The organism is Dokdonella fugitiva (genome assembly GCF_014138265.1).
GTDB classification, from domain to species: Bacteria; Pseudomonadota; Gammaproteobacteria; order Xanthomonadales; family Rhodanobacteraceae; genus Dokdonella_A; species Dokdonella_A fugitiva_A.
This window is the reverse complement of record NZ_JACGXL010000004.1, coordinates 302,964-316,772: the sequence shown is the minus strand read 5'-3', so window position 1 is coordinate 316,772 and position 13,809 is coordinate 302,964. Positions and strand designations below refer to the sequence as shown.

The 13,809-nt window shown below is 71.3% G+C and carries 15 protein-coding genes; 8 read left to right on the top strand and 7 right to left on the bottom strand.

Annotated elements, in window-relative coordinates:
- Positions 1-9: 9 nt before the first annotated feature.
- Together FHW12_RS13905 and FHW12_RS13900 are read right to left on the bottom strand one after the other, a co-directional pair.
- The gene (locus FHW12_RS13905; RefSeq protein WP_182531626.1) at positions 10-603 is read right to left on the bottom strand and encodes a cysteine dioxygenase; all 594 of its coding nucleotides are present in this window, start codon (positions 601-603) and stop codon (positions 10-12) included.
- 119 nt (positions 604-722) lie between these two features.
- On the bottom strand, positions 723-1,256 hold the full coding sequence (locus tag FHW12_RS13900; RefSeq protein WP_182531625.1) for an O-acetyl-ADP-ribose deacetylase: 534 nt from the start codon (positions 1,254-1,256) through the stop codon (positions 723-725).
- A gap of 266 nt (positions 1,257-1,522) precedes the next feature.
- Here FHW12_RS13900 and FHW12_RS13895 point away from each other — a divergent pair, with 266 nt between their 5' ends.
- The 7 genes from FHW12_RS13895 to FHW12_RS13865 all read left to right on the top strand — a co-directional run bounded on the left by FHW12_RS13895 (position 1,523) and on the right by FHW12_RS13865 (position 7,877).
- On the top strand, positions 1,523-1,990 hold the full coding sequence (locus FHW12_RS13895; RefSeq protein WP_182531624.1) for a MarR family winged helix-turn-helix transcriptional regulator: 468 nt from the start codon (positions 1,523-1,525) through the stop codon (positions 1,988-1,990).
- The gene (locus FHW12_RS13890; RefSeq protein ID WP_182531623.1) at positions 1,987-3,102 is read left to right on the top strand and encodes an HlyD family secretion protein; all 1,116 of its coding nucleotides are present in this window, start codon (positions 1,987-1,989) and stop codon (positions 3,100-3,102) included. The genes FHW12_RS13895 and FHW12_RS13890 overlap by 4 nt, the downstream gene beginning before the upstream one ends.
- A gap of 72 nt (positions 3,103-3,174) precedes the next feature.
- Positions 3,175-3,384 (top strand): hypothetical protein, encoded by a 210-nt coding sequence (locus tag FHW12_RS13885; protein ID WP_182531622.1) that lies wholly within the window; start codon positions 3,175-3,177, stop codon positions 3,382-3,384.
- 7 nt (positions 3,385-3,391) lie between these two features.
- Entirely contained in the window at positions 3,392-4,921 is a 1,530-nt protein-coding gene (locus FHW12_RS13880; RefSeq protein ID WP_220484456.1) for an MDR family MFS transporter, read from the top strand.
- Between the two features lie 93 nt (positions 4,922-5,014).
- Positions 5,015-5,620: a GNAT family N-acetyltransferase gene (locus FHW12_RS13875; protein ID WP_182531621.1), complete on the top strand. Its 606-nt coding sequence runs from the start codon at positions 5,015-5,017 to the stop codon at positions 5,618-5,620.
- A gap of 10 nt (positions 5,621-5,630) precedes the next feature.
- Positions 5,631-6,611 (top strand): TrmH family RNA methyltransferase, encoded by a 981-nt coding sequence (locus FHW12_RS13870; protein ID WP_220484455.1) that lies wholly within the window; start codon positions 5,631-5,633, stop codon positions 6,609-6,611.
- Positions 6,612-6,677: 66 nt separating this feature from the next.
- Positions 6,678-7,877 (top strand): mannosyltransferase family protein, encoded by a 1,200-nt coding sequence (locus FHW12_RS13865; protein WP_182531620.1) that lies wholly within the window; start codon positions 6,678-6,680, stop codon positions 7,875-7,877.
- A gap of 15 nt (positions 7,878-7,892) precedes the next feature.
- Here the strand turns inward: FHW12_RS13865 and FHW12_RS13860 are convergent, their stop codons facing one another.
- The 5 genes from FHW12_RS13860 to FHW12_RS13840 form a co-directional block, all read right to left on the bottom strand.
- Positions 7,893-9,317 carry a M28 family peptidase gene (locus FHW12_RS13860; RefSeq protein ID WP_182531619.1) on the bottom strand — a complete coding sequence of 475 codons (1,425 nt, stop codon included), beginning with the start codon at positions 9,315-9,317 and terminating at the stop codon, positions 7,893-7,895.
- A 129-nt stretch (positions 9,318-9,446) separates the two neighbouring features.
- The gene (gene mscL / locus FHW12_RS13855) at positions 9,447-9,842 is read right to left on the bottom strand and encodes a large-conductance mechanosensitive channel protein MscL (protein WP_182531618.1); all 396 of its coding nucleotides are present in this window, start codon (positions 9,840-9,842) and stop codon (positions 9,447-9,449) included.
- Positions 9,843-9,970: 128 nt separating this feature from the next.
- The gene (locus FHW12_RS13850) at positions 9,971-11,212 is read right to left on the bottom strand and encodes a hypothetical protein (RefSeq protein WP_182531617.1); all 1,242 of its coding nucleotides are present in this window, start codon (positions 11,210-11,212) and stop codon (positions 9,971-9,973) included.
- Entirely contained in the window at positions 11,212-11,898 is a 687-nt protein-coding gene (locus FHW12_RS13845) for a fumarylacetoacetate hydrolase family protein (protein WP_182531616.1), read from the bottom strand. Before FHW12_RS13845 ends, FHW12_RS13850 begins: the two co-directional genes overlap by 1 nt.
- A 25-nt stretch (positions 11,899-11,923) precedes the next feature.
- Complete coding sequence (locus FHW12_RS13840; protein WP_182531615.1) at positions 11,924-12,361, bottom strand: DUF3052 family protein; 438 nt, start codon at positions 12,359-12,361, stop codon at positions 11,924-11,926.
- 103 nt (positions 12,362-12,464) lie between these two features.
- Here FHW12_RS13840 and FHW12_RS13835 point away from each other — a divergent pair, with 103 nt between their 5' ends.
- Positions 12,465-13,700 carry an efflux RND transporter periplasmic adaptor subunit gene (locus FHW12_RS13835; RefSeq protein WP_182531614.1) on the top strand — a complete coding sequence of 412 codons (1,236 nt, stop codon included), beginning with the start codon at positions 12,465-12,467 and terminating at the stop codon, positions 13,698-13,700.
- Positions 13,701-13,809: the final 109 nt, after the last annotated feature.

The following is a 13,809-nucleotide window of genomic DNA, read 5'->3' as shown; positions in this document are numbered from 1 at the left end:
CCTCGCGCATCAGGCGCCCAGGTGCGCGTCGACGTGCGCGCGTTGCGGGCGTGCGATGTAGTCGCCGCGCGGGGTGGCGTCGTACGCATGATGGTGGTCGAGCACGCCGCCGTAGACGTGCAGCGACAGCGCGGCATGCGTCGCCGACAGGTTGCGACAGCGGTGCGCGTAGTCGCCGCCGCCGAACACCGCGGCATCGCCGACACCGAGCACGAGGCGACGCTGCGGCACCGGCTGGGCGCGGGCGGGATCGCCGCCGTCGAGGCGGTACTCCTCGACTTCGAGCGCACCGTCGAGCACGAGTTCGATGCCCCACAGCCCCGCGTGATCGTGCAGCGGCGTGCGGTGCGCGCGCGGCCACGAGATCAGCAGCGCGGTCAGCGACGCGTCGTCGTTCGCGGCGACCAGGCGCCGATGGTAGCGGCCGTGCGCGGCGAGCTCGGCGGCGAGAGCGCGCGCGGCGGGCAGGTCGAAACGCAGCGCGCGCGCGGCGAGTTCATCGGCGAGCCGCGCGATCGCCGGCGCCGTCGGCGATCGCGGCGACAGCGCGAGCGTGGTGCGGACGTCGGCGAGCCAGGCGTCGGCGGCGGATCCGGGCTGCATGCGATGGGCTCCTGTCGAGGTGTGCGCATGCAAGCATCGTCGGCGTTAAATGCCGGCTAAACGCGAGGGCGCGAACACATGACGCGTGCGTCTATCGACATGCCTTCGCGTACGGATCGTCAGGCGGGAGCCCGGGCGAGCTCACGCCGGTACGCGTCCGCGATCGCCGCACCGAACGTGCAGAACACGAGTTCACGCGGTCCGCGTCCGTGCGCGAGCCATTCGCGAGCCTCGCGCACGGCGATCGCGGTCGCCGCATCGATCGGATAGCCGTACACGCCGCAACTGATCGCCGGGAATGCGATCGTCGCGACGCCGTGCTGCTGCGCGAGCGCGAGCGTCGCCCGATAGCACGCGGCGAGCAGGTCCGCTTCGCCGTGCGTGCCGCCGCGCCAGACCGGGCCGACGGTGTGGATCACCCAGCGCGCCGGCAAGCGGAAGCCGGGCGTGATGCGCGCTTCGCCGGTCGGGCAGCGCGCGCCGCCGCGCCGCGGAATCGTGCGGCAGGCCTCGAGCAGCTCGGGGCCGGCGGCGCGGTGGATCGCGCCGTCGACGCCGCCGCCGCCGAGCAGGCTGTCGTTCGCTGCGTTGACGATCGCATCGACGGCGAGCGTGGTGATGTCGGCTTCGATGAGGCGGAGGGAAGAGGTCATCGCGGGCGGCGTCGGCGTCGAGTCGTTGCTAGGGTCGCGATCCATCGCTCACCCCGCAACTCCGCCTCGTGCGTCCTGCCTCCGACGCGCGTCACAACGCGCGGGTTGCCGGGGTTGTGCTACGCCGCGCCGGCCGTCGCCGATCGCCGGATCCACGCAACCTATTGTTTCTTTTTCTATTTATCGCGGCACATGCTGCGCTGCAAACAATTTGTACCGCAGGGTATTGAAATTATATTGCCTAGGACATAATATTCGCAGCAACCATGATCAAGACAACCGACAACACGTTCGCCTACCTCCTGCACGACGTCACGCGGCTCATGCGCAAGCATTTCGACCGCCGCGCGACCCGGCTCGAGCTCACCCGCGCGCAGTGGCGCGCGCTCAAGGTGATCCGCCGTCACGAAGGCCTGAGCCAGACCGAGCTCGCCGACTACCTCGACATGGAGCCGATCCCGGTCGGTCGCGTCGTCGACCGCCTCGAGAAGACCGGCTTCGTCGAGCGCCGCGCCGATCCGGCCGACCGCCGGCGCTGGCGCCTGCACCTCACGGCGAAGGCGCACGCGATCGTCGACGAGATGGAAGTGATCGGCGCCGCCCTGCGCGAGGAAGCGCTGCGCGGCGTCAAGCCCACCGATTTCGATGCATTGCTGCGCGTGCTCACGCAGCTCAAGGACAACCTGCTCGCGCTCGACGAGGGCGCGACCAACGACCAGCGAGAACCGTCATGACCGACAAGCAACCGCAGATCGACACCCCGGCCGCGGCGCCGCGCAGGCGCGGCTGGCTGCGCACGACGCTCTGGATCGCCGGGCCCGCGCTCGTGCTCGGCGTCGGCGCCTGGCTGTACCTCACCTCGGGGCGCTACGCCTCGACCGACAACGCCTACGTGCAGGCCGATCGCGTGACGATCGCGCCGCAGGTCGGCGGTCGCGTCGTCGAGGTCGCGGTGCGCGAGAACCAGGTCGTGCACAAGGGCGACCTGCTGTTCCGCATCGATCCCGAGCCGCTCGAAATCGCCGCCGCACGCATGCAGGCGCAGGTCGAGTCGGTGCAGAGCCTGCTCGACGCCGCGCGCAGCGGCTACAACGGCGCGCAGGCCGACGTCCGTTCGGCCGCAGCCGACCTCGACTACAAGAAGCAGCAGTTCGAGCGCATGAAGGAACTGCGCGGTCGCGGGCTGATCGCGCAGCAGGCGCTCGACGACGCGGCCAACAACCTCGCCGCCGCGCGCGCGAAGCAGGATTCGAACAACGCGGCGCTGAGCAAGGCGCGGAACATGCTCGGCGGCCTGCCGAGCACGCCGGACGAGCAGCTCGCCGGCTACAAGCTCGCGCTGGCGCAGCTCGCGCAGGCGAAGCTCGATCTCGATCATGCGACCGTGCGCGCGCCGATGGACGGCACGATCGGCAAGACCACCTTGCAGCCGGGCGACTTCCTCGCGGTCGGCCAGGCCGCGATGCCGCTGGTCGCCAACACGTTGTGGGTCGACGCGAACTTCAAGGAGACCGATCTCACCCACGTCGTCGCCGGCCAGCCGGCGACGATCGAAGTCGACACGTTCCCGGGTCGCAAGTGGCAGGCGCGCGTCGCCTCGATCAGCCCCGCGTCGGGTTCGGAGTTCTCGCTGCTGCCCGCGCAGAACGCGACCGGCAACTGGGTGAAGATCGTGCAGCGCATCCCGGTGCGCCTCGCGCTCGACGGCGCGCAGCAGGACGGCATGATCCTGCGCGCGGGCATGAGCGCGGTGGTCGAGATCGACACCGGCAAGCAGAACTCGGTGATCGGCCGCTGGCAGGGCCGCGAACCGCAGCCGCAAACGAGCGTCGCACAGGCGCCGTGATCCACCGACGGGCCGCGCCAAGACGGCCCGCACCACGACCCCGAACCGAACCGAACCGAACGGATACAGACCATGTTTCGTGAACAGAGCTACGAACCCCTGACCGACGCCATCGCATGGCAGCACGCCGCACCGGCCCCGGCCGCCGCGACCTTCGACATCGAATTCGCCTTCGCCGACCGTACCGGCGAGCTGTCGCCGGTGTATCGCGAGATCGCGCGGCGCATCGCCCGCGAGGCCTACACCTGCCACGCGAGCACGCTCGGCGACGCCCTGCGTTGAGGCAACCGTGAGCACCGCCGTCGCCACCCATCGCGAAGTCCCCAACCGCGGCCTGCTGGTCGCCTCGGTGATGCTCGCGACCCTCATGCAGGCGCTCGACACGACGATCGCCAACGTCGCGCTGCCGAACATGCAGGGCACGTTGTCGGCGACGCAGGACCAGATCTCCTGGGTGCTCACCTCGTACATCGTCGCCGCGGCGATCGCCACACCGGCGACCGGCTGGCTCGCCTCGGTGATGGGGCGTCGCCGCCTGCTGCTGATCGCGATCGCCGGATTCACGTTCGCGTCGGTGCTGTGCGGCATGGCGACGGGCATCGGCGCGATGGTCGCGTTCCGCCTGTTGCAGGGCCTGTTCGGCGCCGCGCTCGTGCCGCTGTCGCAATCGACCTTGCTCGACGTCTATCCGCGCGAGAAGCACGGCGCGGCGATGGCGCTGTGGGGCATGGGCGTGATGGTCGGCCCGATCCTCGGGCCACCGCTCGGCGGCTGGCTCACCGACAGCTACAGCTGGCACTGGGTGTTCCTCATCAACGTGCCGATCGGCGCGCTCGCGCTGTTCGGCGTCGCCGCGAGCCTGCCGACCGACGAGACGCGCCAATCGCGTTTCGACTGGCGCGGCTTCGCGTTCCTCGCGATCGGCATCGGCGCGCTGCAGCTGTTCCTCGATCGCGGCGAACAGCAGGACTGGTTCGGCTCGGTCGAGATCCAGGTCGAGGCTGCGCTCGCCTTCCTCGGCTTCTACCTCTACGCGGTGCACTGGAAGTTCAGCGCCAGGCCCTTCCTCGACCTCGGCCTGTTCGCCGATCGCAACTTCCTCGCCAGCAGCCTGTTCATCTTCGTGCTCGGCGTCGTGCTGTTCGCGACGATGGCGTTGCTGCCGCCGTTCCTGCAGGGCCTCATGAACTACCCGGTGGTGACGACCGGCCTGTTGCTCGCGCCGCGCGGCGTCGGCACGCTGATCGCGATGATGCTGGTCGGCCGCCTGCTCGCGCGCGGCGCCGACGCGCGCGTGCTCGCGGGCATCGGCATGCTGCTCACCGCGTATTCGCTGTGGGCGATGACGCGCTTCAACCTCGACGTGCCGCAGTCGACGATCGTCGTCACCGGCGTCGTGCAGGGCCTCGGCCTCGGCCTCGTGTTCGTGCCGATCTCGACGATCGCGTACTCGACCCTGCCGACGGGTGCGCGCACCGAAGCGGCGGGCATCTTCAGCCTCATGCGCAACATCGGCTCGAGCGTCGGCATCTCGATCGTGATGACCCTATTGTCGCGCAACACCCAGCTCAACCACGCCGAGATCGCCACGCGCCTGACCCCGTTCGGCGACAACGCGGCGCAGCTCGCGGCGACGCTCGGCCACGGCGCTGCGAACCTCGCCGCGCTCAACGGCGAAGTCACGCGCCAGGCGAGCGCGATCGCGTTCCTCGACGACTTCTGGCTCATGATGGTCATGACCGTCGTGTCGATCCCGCTGCTGCTCCTGCTCAAGCCCGTGCGCAGCGCCGCGGCTCCGGCGGTCGTCGCGGATCATTGATCCCGTCGCGCAGCCGGCGAGTGCGACGCTGCGCCGGCCGGCCCGCGGTCTGCCGGGCTGCATGGCGGCGCGCGGTGACGGTACGATCGCCGCATGGCCACCGATCCCGACACGCTGCCGTTGCCCCGCCTCGAATGCGGTGTCGCGCGGCTGCGACCGTGGCGTAGCGACGACCTCGACAGCCTCGTCGCCAACGCGAGCCACGCCGACGTCTCGCGCGGATTGCGCGACCGCTTCCCGTATCCGTACACCGGCGACGACGGTCGCGCCTGGCTCGCGCGCGCGGTCGACGAGTCCGACCGCGCGTGGGCGATCGACCTCGACGGCGCGGCGGTCGGCGGCGTCAGCCTGCATCCGGGTACCGACGTGCATCGGCACTCGGCCGAACTCGGCTACTGGCTCGGCCGGCGCTACTGGGGCCGCGGCCTCATGAGCGCGATCATCGGCGCGTTCGCGCCGCGCGCGATGGGCGCATTCCGGCTGCATCGGCTGTACGCGACCGTCTACGCGAACAATCCGGCCTCGATGCGCGTGCTCGAGAAGGCCGGATTCGAGCGCGAAGGCGTGCACAAGTCGGCCGTGGTCAAGCGCGGCGAACTGCTCGACATCGTCATGTACGCGCGCGTGCGGCGCGAGCTCGATGCGCCGGCAGGCGCGCGCGAATCTGCAACAATGGCGACGCCCGAAACCGGGCGCTGAGCGGACGACGATGGCCAAGGACACACGACCGGATTCCCCCTGGGCGGGCGCGAAGCCGCGCACGGAGCGCCCGTCGCGACGCGAGCGCGAGCGCGAGCGCGAGCGCCAGGCGGAGGCCGGCAAGCGTCCGCCGCCGTCGCCCGCGCGCGACGACCGGCGCGGCGCGCGCAGCGACGCGCCTGCGCGCGGCGGCGGACATCGTCCTGCCGCCGCGGATGCCGCGCCGTCGGTCCCGCGCGAAGCGCCGTCGTCGCGCGAGCAGCGCCTGTACGGGCTCAACGCCTGCCTCGCCGCGTTCGCGCGGCGCCCCGAGGCGCTGCGCAAGGTCTACCTCAGCGAGGCGCGCATCGGTGCGCTCAAGACGGTGCTCGCGTGGTGCGTGCAGCGGCGCATCGGCTATCGCGTGGTCGAGGCCGACGACCTCGATCGCCTGACCGCGTCGCGCCACCACGAAGGCGTCTGCTTCGACCTGCTGCGGCCCGAGCCGATCGCCCTGTCGGCGCTGCTCGATGCTCAGCCGCCCGCGCCGACGGCATCGCTGCTGCTCTGGCTCGACGGCGTCGGCAACCCGCACAACCTCGGCGCGCTGCTGCGCAGCGCGGCGCATTTCGGCGTCGGCGGCGTGATCGTGCCCGCGCGCGCGGGCCTCGACGTGTCCGGTGCCGCCGCGCGTGTCGCCGAAGGCGCCGCGGAGGTCGTGCCGCTCGCTCACGCCGACGACGCGCAGCAGGCGCTGCGCGACCTGCACGCACGCGGCTACGCGCTCGCCGCGACCGTGCCGCGCGACGGCGCGCCGCTGTACGCGACGACGTTGCCGCGGCGCCTCGTGCTCGTGCTCGGCGCGGAAGGCGAGGGCATGAGCGAGCCGATGATCGCCGCGGCCGACCTGCGCCTGACGATCCCGGGCAGCGGCGCGATCGAGAGCCTCAACGTCGCCGCGAGCGTCGCCGTGCTGCTCGGCGAATACTGGCGCCAGTCGCCCCCGGGCTGATCGCCGCCGTCATCGTTCCGCAACACCGGGCTCGCACGCTAGTGCGTTCGAGCACGGAACCTGCCCATGAATGCGCTCGCGATGCCCCTGCCGTACGCGCGCAGCCTCGGCGAAGCCGGCTGGCTGCGTTCGCTGCGCGTTGCGCTGTTCGCGTTCGCGCTGTCGCGCGGCGTGATCTTCGCGGTGTGGCTGCTCGCCACGCAGCTGCAGCTCGGCTATCCGCCCGGCCGCGAGCAGCTGGCGATGCCGAGCGCGCAGGTCGGTGCGCACGAGCTCGCGCACACCCTGCGCGACTTCGCGCTCTACAACGACGGCGGCTGGTACGCGACGATCGTCGAGCACGGCTACGAGGAGCGCGCGTTCGACACCACGCGCCCGGCGAACTGGGCGTTCTTCCCGTTGCATCCGCTGCTCTGGCGCGCGCTCGCCGACGTGATCGGCGACGTGCGCGTAGCGGGCATGCTGCTCGCCAACCTCGCGTTCCTCGCCGCGCTCGTCGTGCTGCACCGGCTCGCGCTCGCGCTCGGGCGCGAGCCGCCCGCGGCCGAACGCGCGGTGCTCGCGCTCGCGTTGTTCCCGGTCAGCTACTTCGGCGCGCTGCCGTGGAGCGAGGCACTGTTCCTGCTCGTCTCGGCCGGCGCGTTCCTCGCCGCGCTGCGCGGGCGCTGGGGCTGGGTCGCCGTGCTGCTCGCGCTGGCGAGCGCGACGCGCCTCGCCGGTCTCTTCCTGCTGCCGGCGCTCGCGCTCTGGATGTGGCCGCGCCGGCGCATGCTGCCACGCGAGGCGTGGCTCGCACTCGCCTGCGCGCCGCTCGGCCTGCTCGCGTTCATGGCCGAACTGCATGCAGCGACCGGCAACGCGCTCGCGTTCAGCGGCATCCAGCACGCGTGGGGACGCCATCCGACCTGGCCGCTGATGCCGTTCGTCGACGTGCTGCAGCAGCCCCGCCTCGCGATCGAGGACTGGAATTTCCGCTACCTCAACCTCGCCGCGGCGCTCGGCGGGATCGCCGCGTGCGTCGCGCTGTGGCGCCGGCGCGAGCCTTCGCTCGCGCTGTTCCTCGCGCTCGGCCTGCTCGCGCCGCTCGCGACCGGCACGCTGATGTCGCTCGCGCGTTACCTGTTCGGCCTGTTCCCGCTCGCGCTCGTGCTCGCCGACGCGACCGCGAACCGCAGCGTCGAGCGCGGCTGGTTCGCGGTGTCGACCGCGTTGCTCGCGCTCATGTCGGCCGCGTTCGCGCTGAAGATGACGTTCGCCGGCGCCTGACGCCGGCGGTGGCCCTCATTCGTGCTCGTTCGCCCACGCGCCCGGCTTCGAGCCGAAGTCGCCGTCCGCCTGCGCGGCGAGATACGCGGTGACCGCGTACGCGGCGACGTTCTGGCGCAGCTGCTGCGGATCGATCTTGTCGAGCGTGTCGTTGGCGGTGTGGTGCCAGTCGAAGTAGCGCGTCGCGTCCTGGTGCAACGACACCGCGGCCATGCCGACCGCGTGGACGGCCGACAGGTCCGATCCGCCGTTGCCGGGTTCCTTCGCGTCGTACTCGATGCCCAGTGGCTGCAGCACCGCGGCGATCTGCGCGATCGCGTCGCGCGCGGCCGGCTTCACGCTCGCGGTGATCTTCCAGATGCGGTCCGCGCCGGCGTCCGATTCGCTGCCGAGAACGGCCTTGCCGATCGTCGCCTTGTGCGTTTCGGCGTAGGACTTGCCGCCGAACAGGCCCGATTCCTCGTTCGCGAACGCGACCACGCGGATGCTGCGCGCGGGGCGCTTGGGCAGGCCCGCGATGACCTTCGCCGCGCCCGTGGCGATCGCGACGCCGGCGGCGTCGTCGATCGCGCCGGTGCCCGGATCCCACGAATCGAGGTGGCCACCCATCACGAAGTACTCGTCGGGCTTCTTCGAGCCGCGCAGCTCGGCGATCACGTTGGCGCCGGTGTACTGGCCTTCGATGCCGCAGTCGAGCGCGAGGCGGATCGTCACCGGCTTGCCGGACGCGAGCATGCGTTCGAGCAGGTCGGCGTCGGGCGCCGACAGCGCGGCCGCGGGGATCGGCGTCGCACCGGTGAAGTTGGTGACGCCGGTGTGCGGCAGGCGATTGCTGTCGGTGCCGGCCGAGCGCAGCAGGAACGCCGCGGCGCCCTTGTGCGAGGCGATCGCGGGGCCGCCGGTGCGCACCGCGGAGCCGATGCCGTAGTCGTGGCCGTCGCGGTAGGCCTGCATGCGCGCGCCGACGAACACGATCTTGCCCTGCAGGGTCGCCGGGTCGGCCGCCTTGAGGGCGTCGAGCGTCGGAAAGCCGACGACCTCGGCTTCGAGGCCGCCGGCGGGCGTCGCGGCGGAGTAGCCGAGCGCGACGAGCGCGAGCGGCTGCGCGTACGGCGCCAGGATCTCGCCGTGCTCGCTGCGACGCACCCACTTCGGATACGTCACGGGCTCGGTCCATACCTTGTCGAAGCCGAGCGCGTGGAACTTCGCGATCGTCCACTCGCGTGCCTTCTCGTCGTTCGGCCCGCCGGCGAGGCGCGCGCCGATCTCGGTGGTGATGCCGGCGACGAAGTCGTACGCGGTGTCGTCCTGCAGCGCCTGGTCGCGCAGGTGCGCGGCCGTTTCGAGGTCCGCCGCGGCGATCGCGGTCGGCTTGTTCGCCGCCAACACGGGCGCGCATGGCAGCAGGAGGGCGAGGGCGAGCGGACGCAGGCGAAGCATGGCGATACTCCGATCGAGGGCAAACCCGGAGTATGCGCCGCCCGCGGTGGAGCGCAGCGGGCCAAACGTCACGGAAACGATGGAACCGCTTGCGCCGGCCGCCCTCGCGGCGACGGCCGGCGCACGCGTTCAGCCTTTCTTGAGCAGGTCGCGGATCTCGGTCAGCAGCACGACTTCCGCGGACGGCGCCGCCGGCGCGGCCTCTTCCTTCTTGATCATGCGGTTCATGATCTTGACGACGAGGAAGATCGCGAGCGCGACGATGACGAACTGGATGATCGTGTTGAGGAACGCACCGTACTGCAGCGCGACCTCGCCTTTGCCGTCGGCGCCGGCGGGGTGGAGGACCCATTTGTAGGCGGAGAAGTCGACGCCGCCGATGAGCATGCCGATCGGCGGCATGATGACTTGGTCGACCAGCGAGGTGACGATCTTGCCGAACGCGGCGCCGATGACCACGCCGACGGCGAGATCCATCACGTTGCCGCGCATTGCGAAGGCCTTGAACTCGGAAAGCATGCCCATTGCGGTTTCCTCCAGGGTCGGACGTCGCGCCGATACGTCGGCGCGCGCACTTTACCTCGATTGCACGGCCGCCTTGGTGGCGCCGCAACAGATGTTTGCCTGCGTCGACGTTGGGTCGCCGTGCCGGATCAGTCGAAGCCGTCGACGAACACGGCGGTCTCGATCGCCGACACGTCGAGGCCGAGCGAACCCTGCGTGCCCGAACCTTCGATGTACCAGTGCACGCCGTCGAGCGCGATGTCGCCGTCGGGCATCGGTTGGGTCGGCAGGCCACGCGCATCGGCGCAGGCGAGTACCTTGCCGAGGTCGATCGAGTAGCGCACGCGCGTGCCCTGCAGCGGCAGGCGCGCGACGTCGATGCCGCAGTACGTGAGCATCGACTCGCCGGCGACGAAGAAGAGCACTTCCGCGCCGGGGTACTGGAAGCTGTCGCGCACCGGCCAGTTCCATTTCGACTCGCCGGGCGGACCGCCCGAATAGTCGAGCGCGCCCGAGCCGTACAGGTCGATGAAGACGAGGCGCGGCACGCCGCCCCAGGTCGCGTACGCATAGAGGCCCGCGTGGACGCCGAGCGAGGACGGCGAGCAGATCGATTGCGTGCCGCTGCGGCAGGCGATCGCGGCGTGGCTGCTGATCGCGGCGTCGAACACGATCGTTCCGCGCGGCGAGCCGCGCCGGTTCACGTAGCCGACCGGACCGCTGTTGCCTCGCCCGTCTTGCGCACCGACGGATAGGAACGGGATGCTGTATTCGTAGCGACCGGTGCGCGCGCAGAAGAAGTCCTTGTCGCCGAGGTCGACCGCGAAGCGCAGGCGCTTGCCCGGCGCGGGCGCGTTCGACAGCACGTCGAGCTTGAACATCGTGCGCGGCTGCGCGCTCGCGCTGGCGACGCGGTGCGACGAGCCGGGCGGACCTTCGTTGCACTGGTCGAAGCTCGGCTCGTCGTTGGCGACCAGCACCCAGTACGCGCTGGCGGGATTGCCGAGCGCGAAATACGGGTTCTGGTCGTAGGCGAGGCAACCGACCCACGAGTCGCCGACGCGCGTGGTCGAGCCGCCGCAGGCCTCGCTGCGCTGTTGTCCGCCGGCCCAGACCGGCGTGCCGTCGGGGCGATCCGGCCACCCTGCGCGCGCCGGGCAGGCGGAGAACGACGCGGCCGAATCCCACAGGCAGCCCTCGGCACCGGGCTGGCCGTAGGCGATCTCGAGCCAGTGGCCCGTCACCCCGACGCCGGCGGGCAGGTCGCTGCGGATGCGCCCGGCGGCGATGTTCGCATCGCGGATCGACTGTGCCTGCGCGGGTATCGCGAGGCCCGCGAGCAGCAGCGCGAGCGCCGACGCGCCGACGCGTGCGCGCGATGGCATGGCCATCACACGATCCGGCCTTCGAGCCGCGCGATGTCGTCGAGCACGGCGACCACGCGATCGCCGCGCCGCAACGCGGCGACACCGGCCGGCGTACCCGTGTAGAGGAGGTCGCCGGGTGCGAGCGTCCACAACCGCGACAACTCGTGGATGATCGCGGCGACGTCGAAGATCATGTCGGCGATGTCGGCCTGCTGGCGCAACTCGCCGTTGACCTCGAGCGAGAGGCGCGCACGGCGCGGATGGCCGACGTCGGCGACGCGATGCAGCGCCGACGCGGGTGCCGACGCGTCGAAGCCCTTCGCCGCGTCCCACGGATGCCCCTTCGCCTTCGCCGCGGCCTGCAGGTCGCGTCGGGTGAGGTCGAGGCCGACGCCGTAGCCGAACACGCAGTCAAGCGCGTGCTCGCGCGGGATGTCGTGGCCGCCGCGCGCGAGCGCGACGATCATCTCGACTTCGTGGTGCAGGTCGGCGGTCGCCGATGGATAGGCGATGTCGCCTCCGTCGGCGACGATTGCGTCGGCCGGTTTCATGAAGAACATCGGCTGCGAGCGTTCGACGCTCGCACCCATTTCCTTCGCGTGCTCGGCGTAGTTGCGCCCGATGCAGTAGATGCGCCGGATCGGGAAGCGCATGTCGTCGCCGGCGACCGGCAGGCTCGGCACGAATGGTGCGGCGATGGCGAAGGTCATGACGGGGTCCGCGGCAGCGATCGCGTCAGGATAGCAGCGCTCGACGCGTGCCGCGCCGCTCGCGCCGTCGCACGAGCTTGAGTCCGGACCAAGTCGCGTCGACCGCGCAGACCTTGACGTCGACGAGGCCGAGCGGCAGCGCGACCTCGCGCACGGTGCCCTCGACCACGTCGCTGGCGACGCTCGAACCCTTCTTCGGCCACGACACCCAGATCGTCCCCTCGTCGGGCAGGCGCGCGTCGAGCGCGGCGAGTTCCGCGGCGAGCCGCGCCCGCGTCGTGACGAATACGTGCGCGAAGTCGAACGCCGCGCGAGCGCCGACGAGGCGCAGCTGTTCCGGCGCGCGGCCGACGAGCGCCGCGTAGTCGGACGGCGCGTCGCGCACGAGCACGCGCAGCTCGGCCGCGAGGCCGAGTTTTTGCCAGACCGGTTTGCCGGAATAGCCGGCCGACGCTGGTGACACCTGTCATCTCCGTCGCGTGACCGCCGCGGCTTGTTCCGCGGCGGTGCAGGCACCAGTCTATGGCAGACTTGAGAGCTGTGCGTCCACGCGGGAGCGGTGTGGCATGGAGAAATCGGAATTGTTGCAACAATTGCGCATCGATCGCAGCGCGCCGCGCGCCGGTCGCGGCGCGGGCGCGTGGATCGGCGCCGTCGCCGGCGTGCTCGTGCTCGGCCTCGCCGTCGGCGGCGGCTGGTGGTTCATGCACGACGCGAAGGCGATCGAGGTCGAGGCGGTGACCGCGAACGCGCCGAGTGCCGCCGGCACCGGCCCGCTCGCGGTACTGCAGGCGACCGGCTACGTCACCGCGCGGCGCCAGGCGACCGTGTCGGCGCAGATCACCGGCACGCTCACCGACGTGCTCATCGAGGAAGGCGAGCGCGTCGAGGCGGGCCAGGTGCTCGCGCACCTGGAGAACACCGCGCAGAAGGCGCAGCTCGCGCAAGCCGAGGCCGGCTATCGCGCGGCGCAGGCGCAGCTCGTGCAACTGGGCACCCAGCTCGCGCAGAGCAGGCGCGACGTCGCGCGTGCGGAGGAACTGGTCGGCCGCAAGCTCGTGTCGAAGCAGGCGGTCGAGCTCGCGCGCACGCAGGTCGATTCGCAGGCGGCGCTGTTCGAGTCGCAGCGGCGCCAGGTCGATGTCGCCAAGGCCGCGGTCGACGGCGCGCAGGTGCAGCTCGACTACTGCACGATCCGCGCGCCGTTCGCCGGCGTGGTGATCGCGAAGGCGGCGCAGCCGGGCGAGATCGTCTCGCCGCTGTCGGCCGGCGGTGGCTTCACGCGCACCGGCGTCGGCACGATCGTCGACATGGATTCGCTCGAGGTCGAGGTCGACGTCAACGAGTCCTACATCAACCGCGTCACCGCGAAGCAGCCGGTCGAGGCGGTCCTCGACGCGTATCCGGAATGGAAGATCCCCGGCCACGTCATCGCGATCATCCCGACCGCCGATCGCGGCAAGGCGACCGTGAAGGTGCGCGTCGCGATGGAACAGAAGGACGAACGCATCGTGCCCGACATGGGCGTGCGCGTGTCGTTCCTCGAAGACACGAACAAGCCGAAGGCCGTCGCGGCGGAGGCGCCGAAGGGTGTGCTCGTGCCGTCCGCGAGCATCGTGCAGCGCGATGGCAGGAGCGTCGTGTTCGCGCTCGACGGCGACCGCGCGCGCATGCGCGCGGTGACGCCGGGCCAGACCTACGCCGACCAGCGCCTCGTCGAAGGCGTCGGCGTCGGCACGCGCATCGTGCGCGAGCCGACGGCCGAACTCGCCGACGGCGCGCGCGTCGCGGTCAGGAAGTAGCGTCGAAGCAGCAGGACGGCGCGCCGTCGCGGCGCGCGACGAGCAGGGGCGGGCACGACCCGCCGGTAGCGCGGGCCGCATGCCGCGATCGTGCGCCGGGCAGCCGGCG

Excerpts from the sequence above, each read along its gene's own strand:
- FHW12_RS13860 (WP_182531619.1), bottom strand. The coding sequence starts at position 9,317 with ATGCTTCGCCTGCGTCCGCTCGCCCTCGCCCTCCTGCTGCCATGCGCG.
- FHW12_RS13885 (WP_182531622.1), top strand. The coding sequence starts at position 3,175 with ATGTTTCGTGAACAGAGCTACGAACCCCTGACCGACGCCATCGCATGG.
- mscL (WP_182531618.1), bottom strand. The coding sequence starts at position 9,842 with ATGGGCATGCTTTCCGAGTTCAAGGCCTTCGCAATGCGCGGCAACGTG.
- FHW12_RS13850 (WP_182531617.1), bottom strand. The coding sequence starts at position 11,212 with ATGGCCATGCCATCGCGCGCACGCGTCGGCGCGTCGGCGCTCGCGCTG.
- FHW12_RS13900 (WP_182531625.1), bottom strand. The coding sequence starts at position 1,256 with ATGACCTCTTCCCTCCGCCTCATCGAAGCCGACATCACCACGCTCGCC.
- FHW12_RS13845 (WP_182531616.1), bottom strand. The coding sequence starts at position 11,898 with ATGACCTTCGCCATCGCCGCACCATTCGTGCCGAGCCTGCCGGTCGCC.
- FHW12_RS13890 (WP_182531623.1), top strand. The coding sequence starts at position 1,987 with ATGACCGACAAGCAACCGCAGATCGACACCCCGGCCGCGGCGCCGCGC.
- FHW12_RS13835 (WP_182531614.1), top strand. The coding sequence starts at position 12,465 with ATGGAGAAATCGGAATTGTTGCAACAATTGCGCATCGATCGCAGCGCG.
- FHW12_RS13865 (WP_182531620.1), top strand. The coding sequence starts at position 6,678 with ATGAATGCGCTCGCGATGCCCCTGCCGTACGCGCGCAGCCTCGGCGAA.
- FHW12_RS13895 (WP_182531624.1), top strand. The coding sequence starts at position 1,523 with ATGATCAAGACAACCGACAACACGTTCGCCTACCTCCTGCACGACGTC.
- FHW12_RS13905 (WP_182531626.1), bottom strand. The coding sequence starts at position 603 with ATGCAGCCCGGATCCGCCGCCGACGCCTGGCTCGCCGACGTCCGCACC.
- FHW12_RS13870 (WP_220484455.1), top strand. The coding sequence starts at position 5,631 with ATGGCCAAGGACACACGACCGGATTCCCCCTGGGCGGGCGCGAAGCCG.
- FHW12_RS13875 (WP_182531621.1), top strand. The coding sequence starts at position 5,015 with ATGGCCACCGATCCCGACACGCTGCCGTTGCCCCGCCTCGAATGCGGT.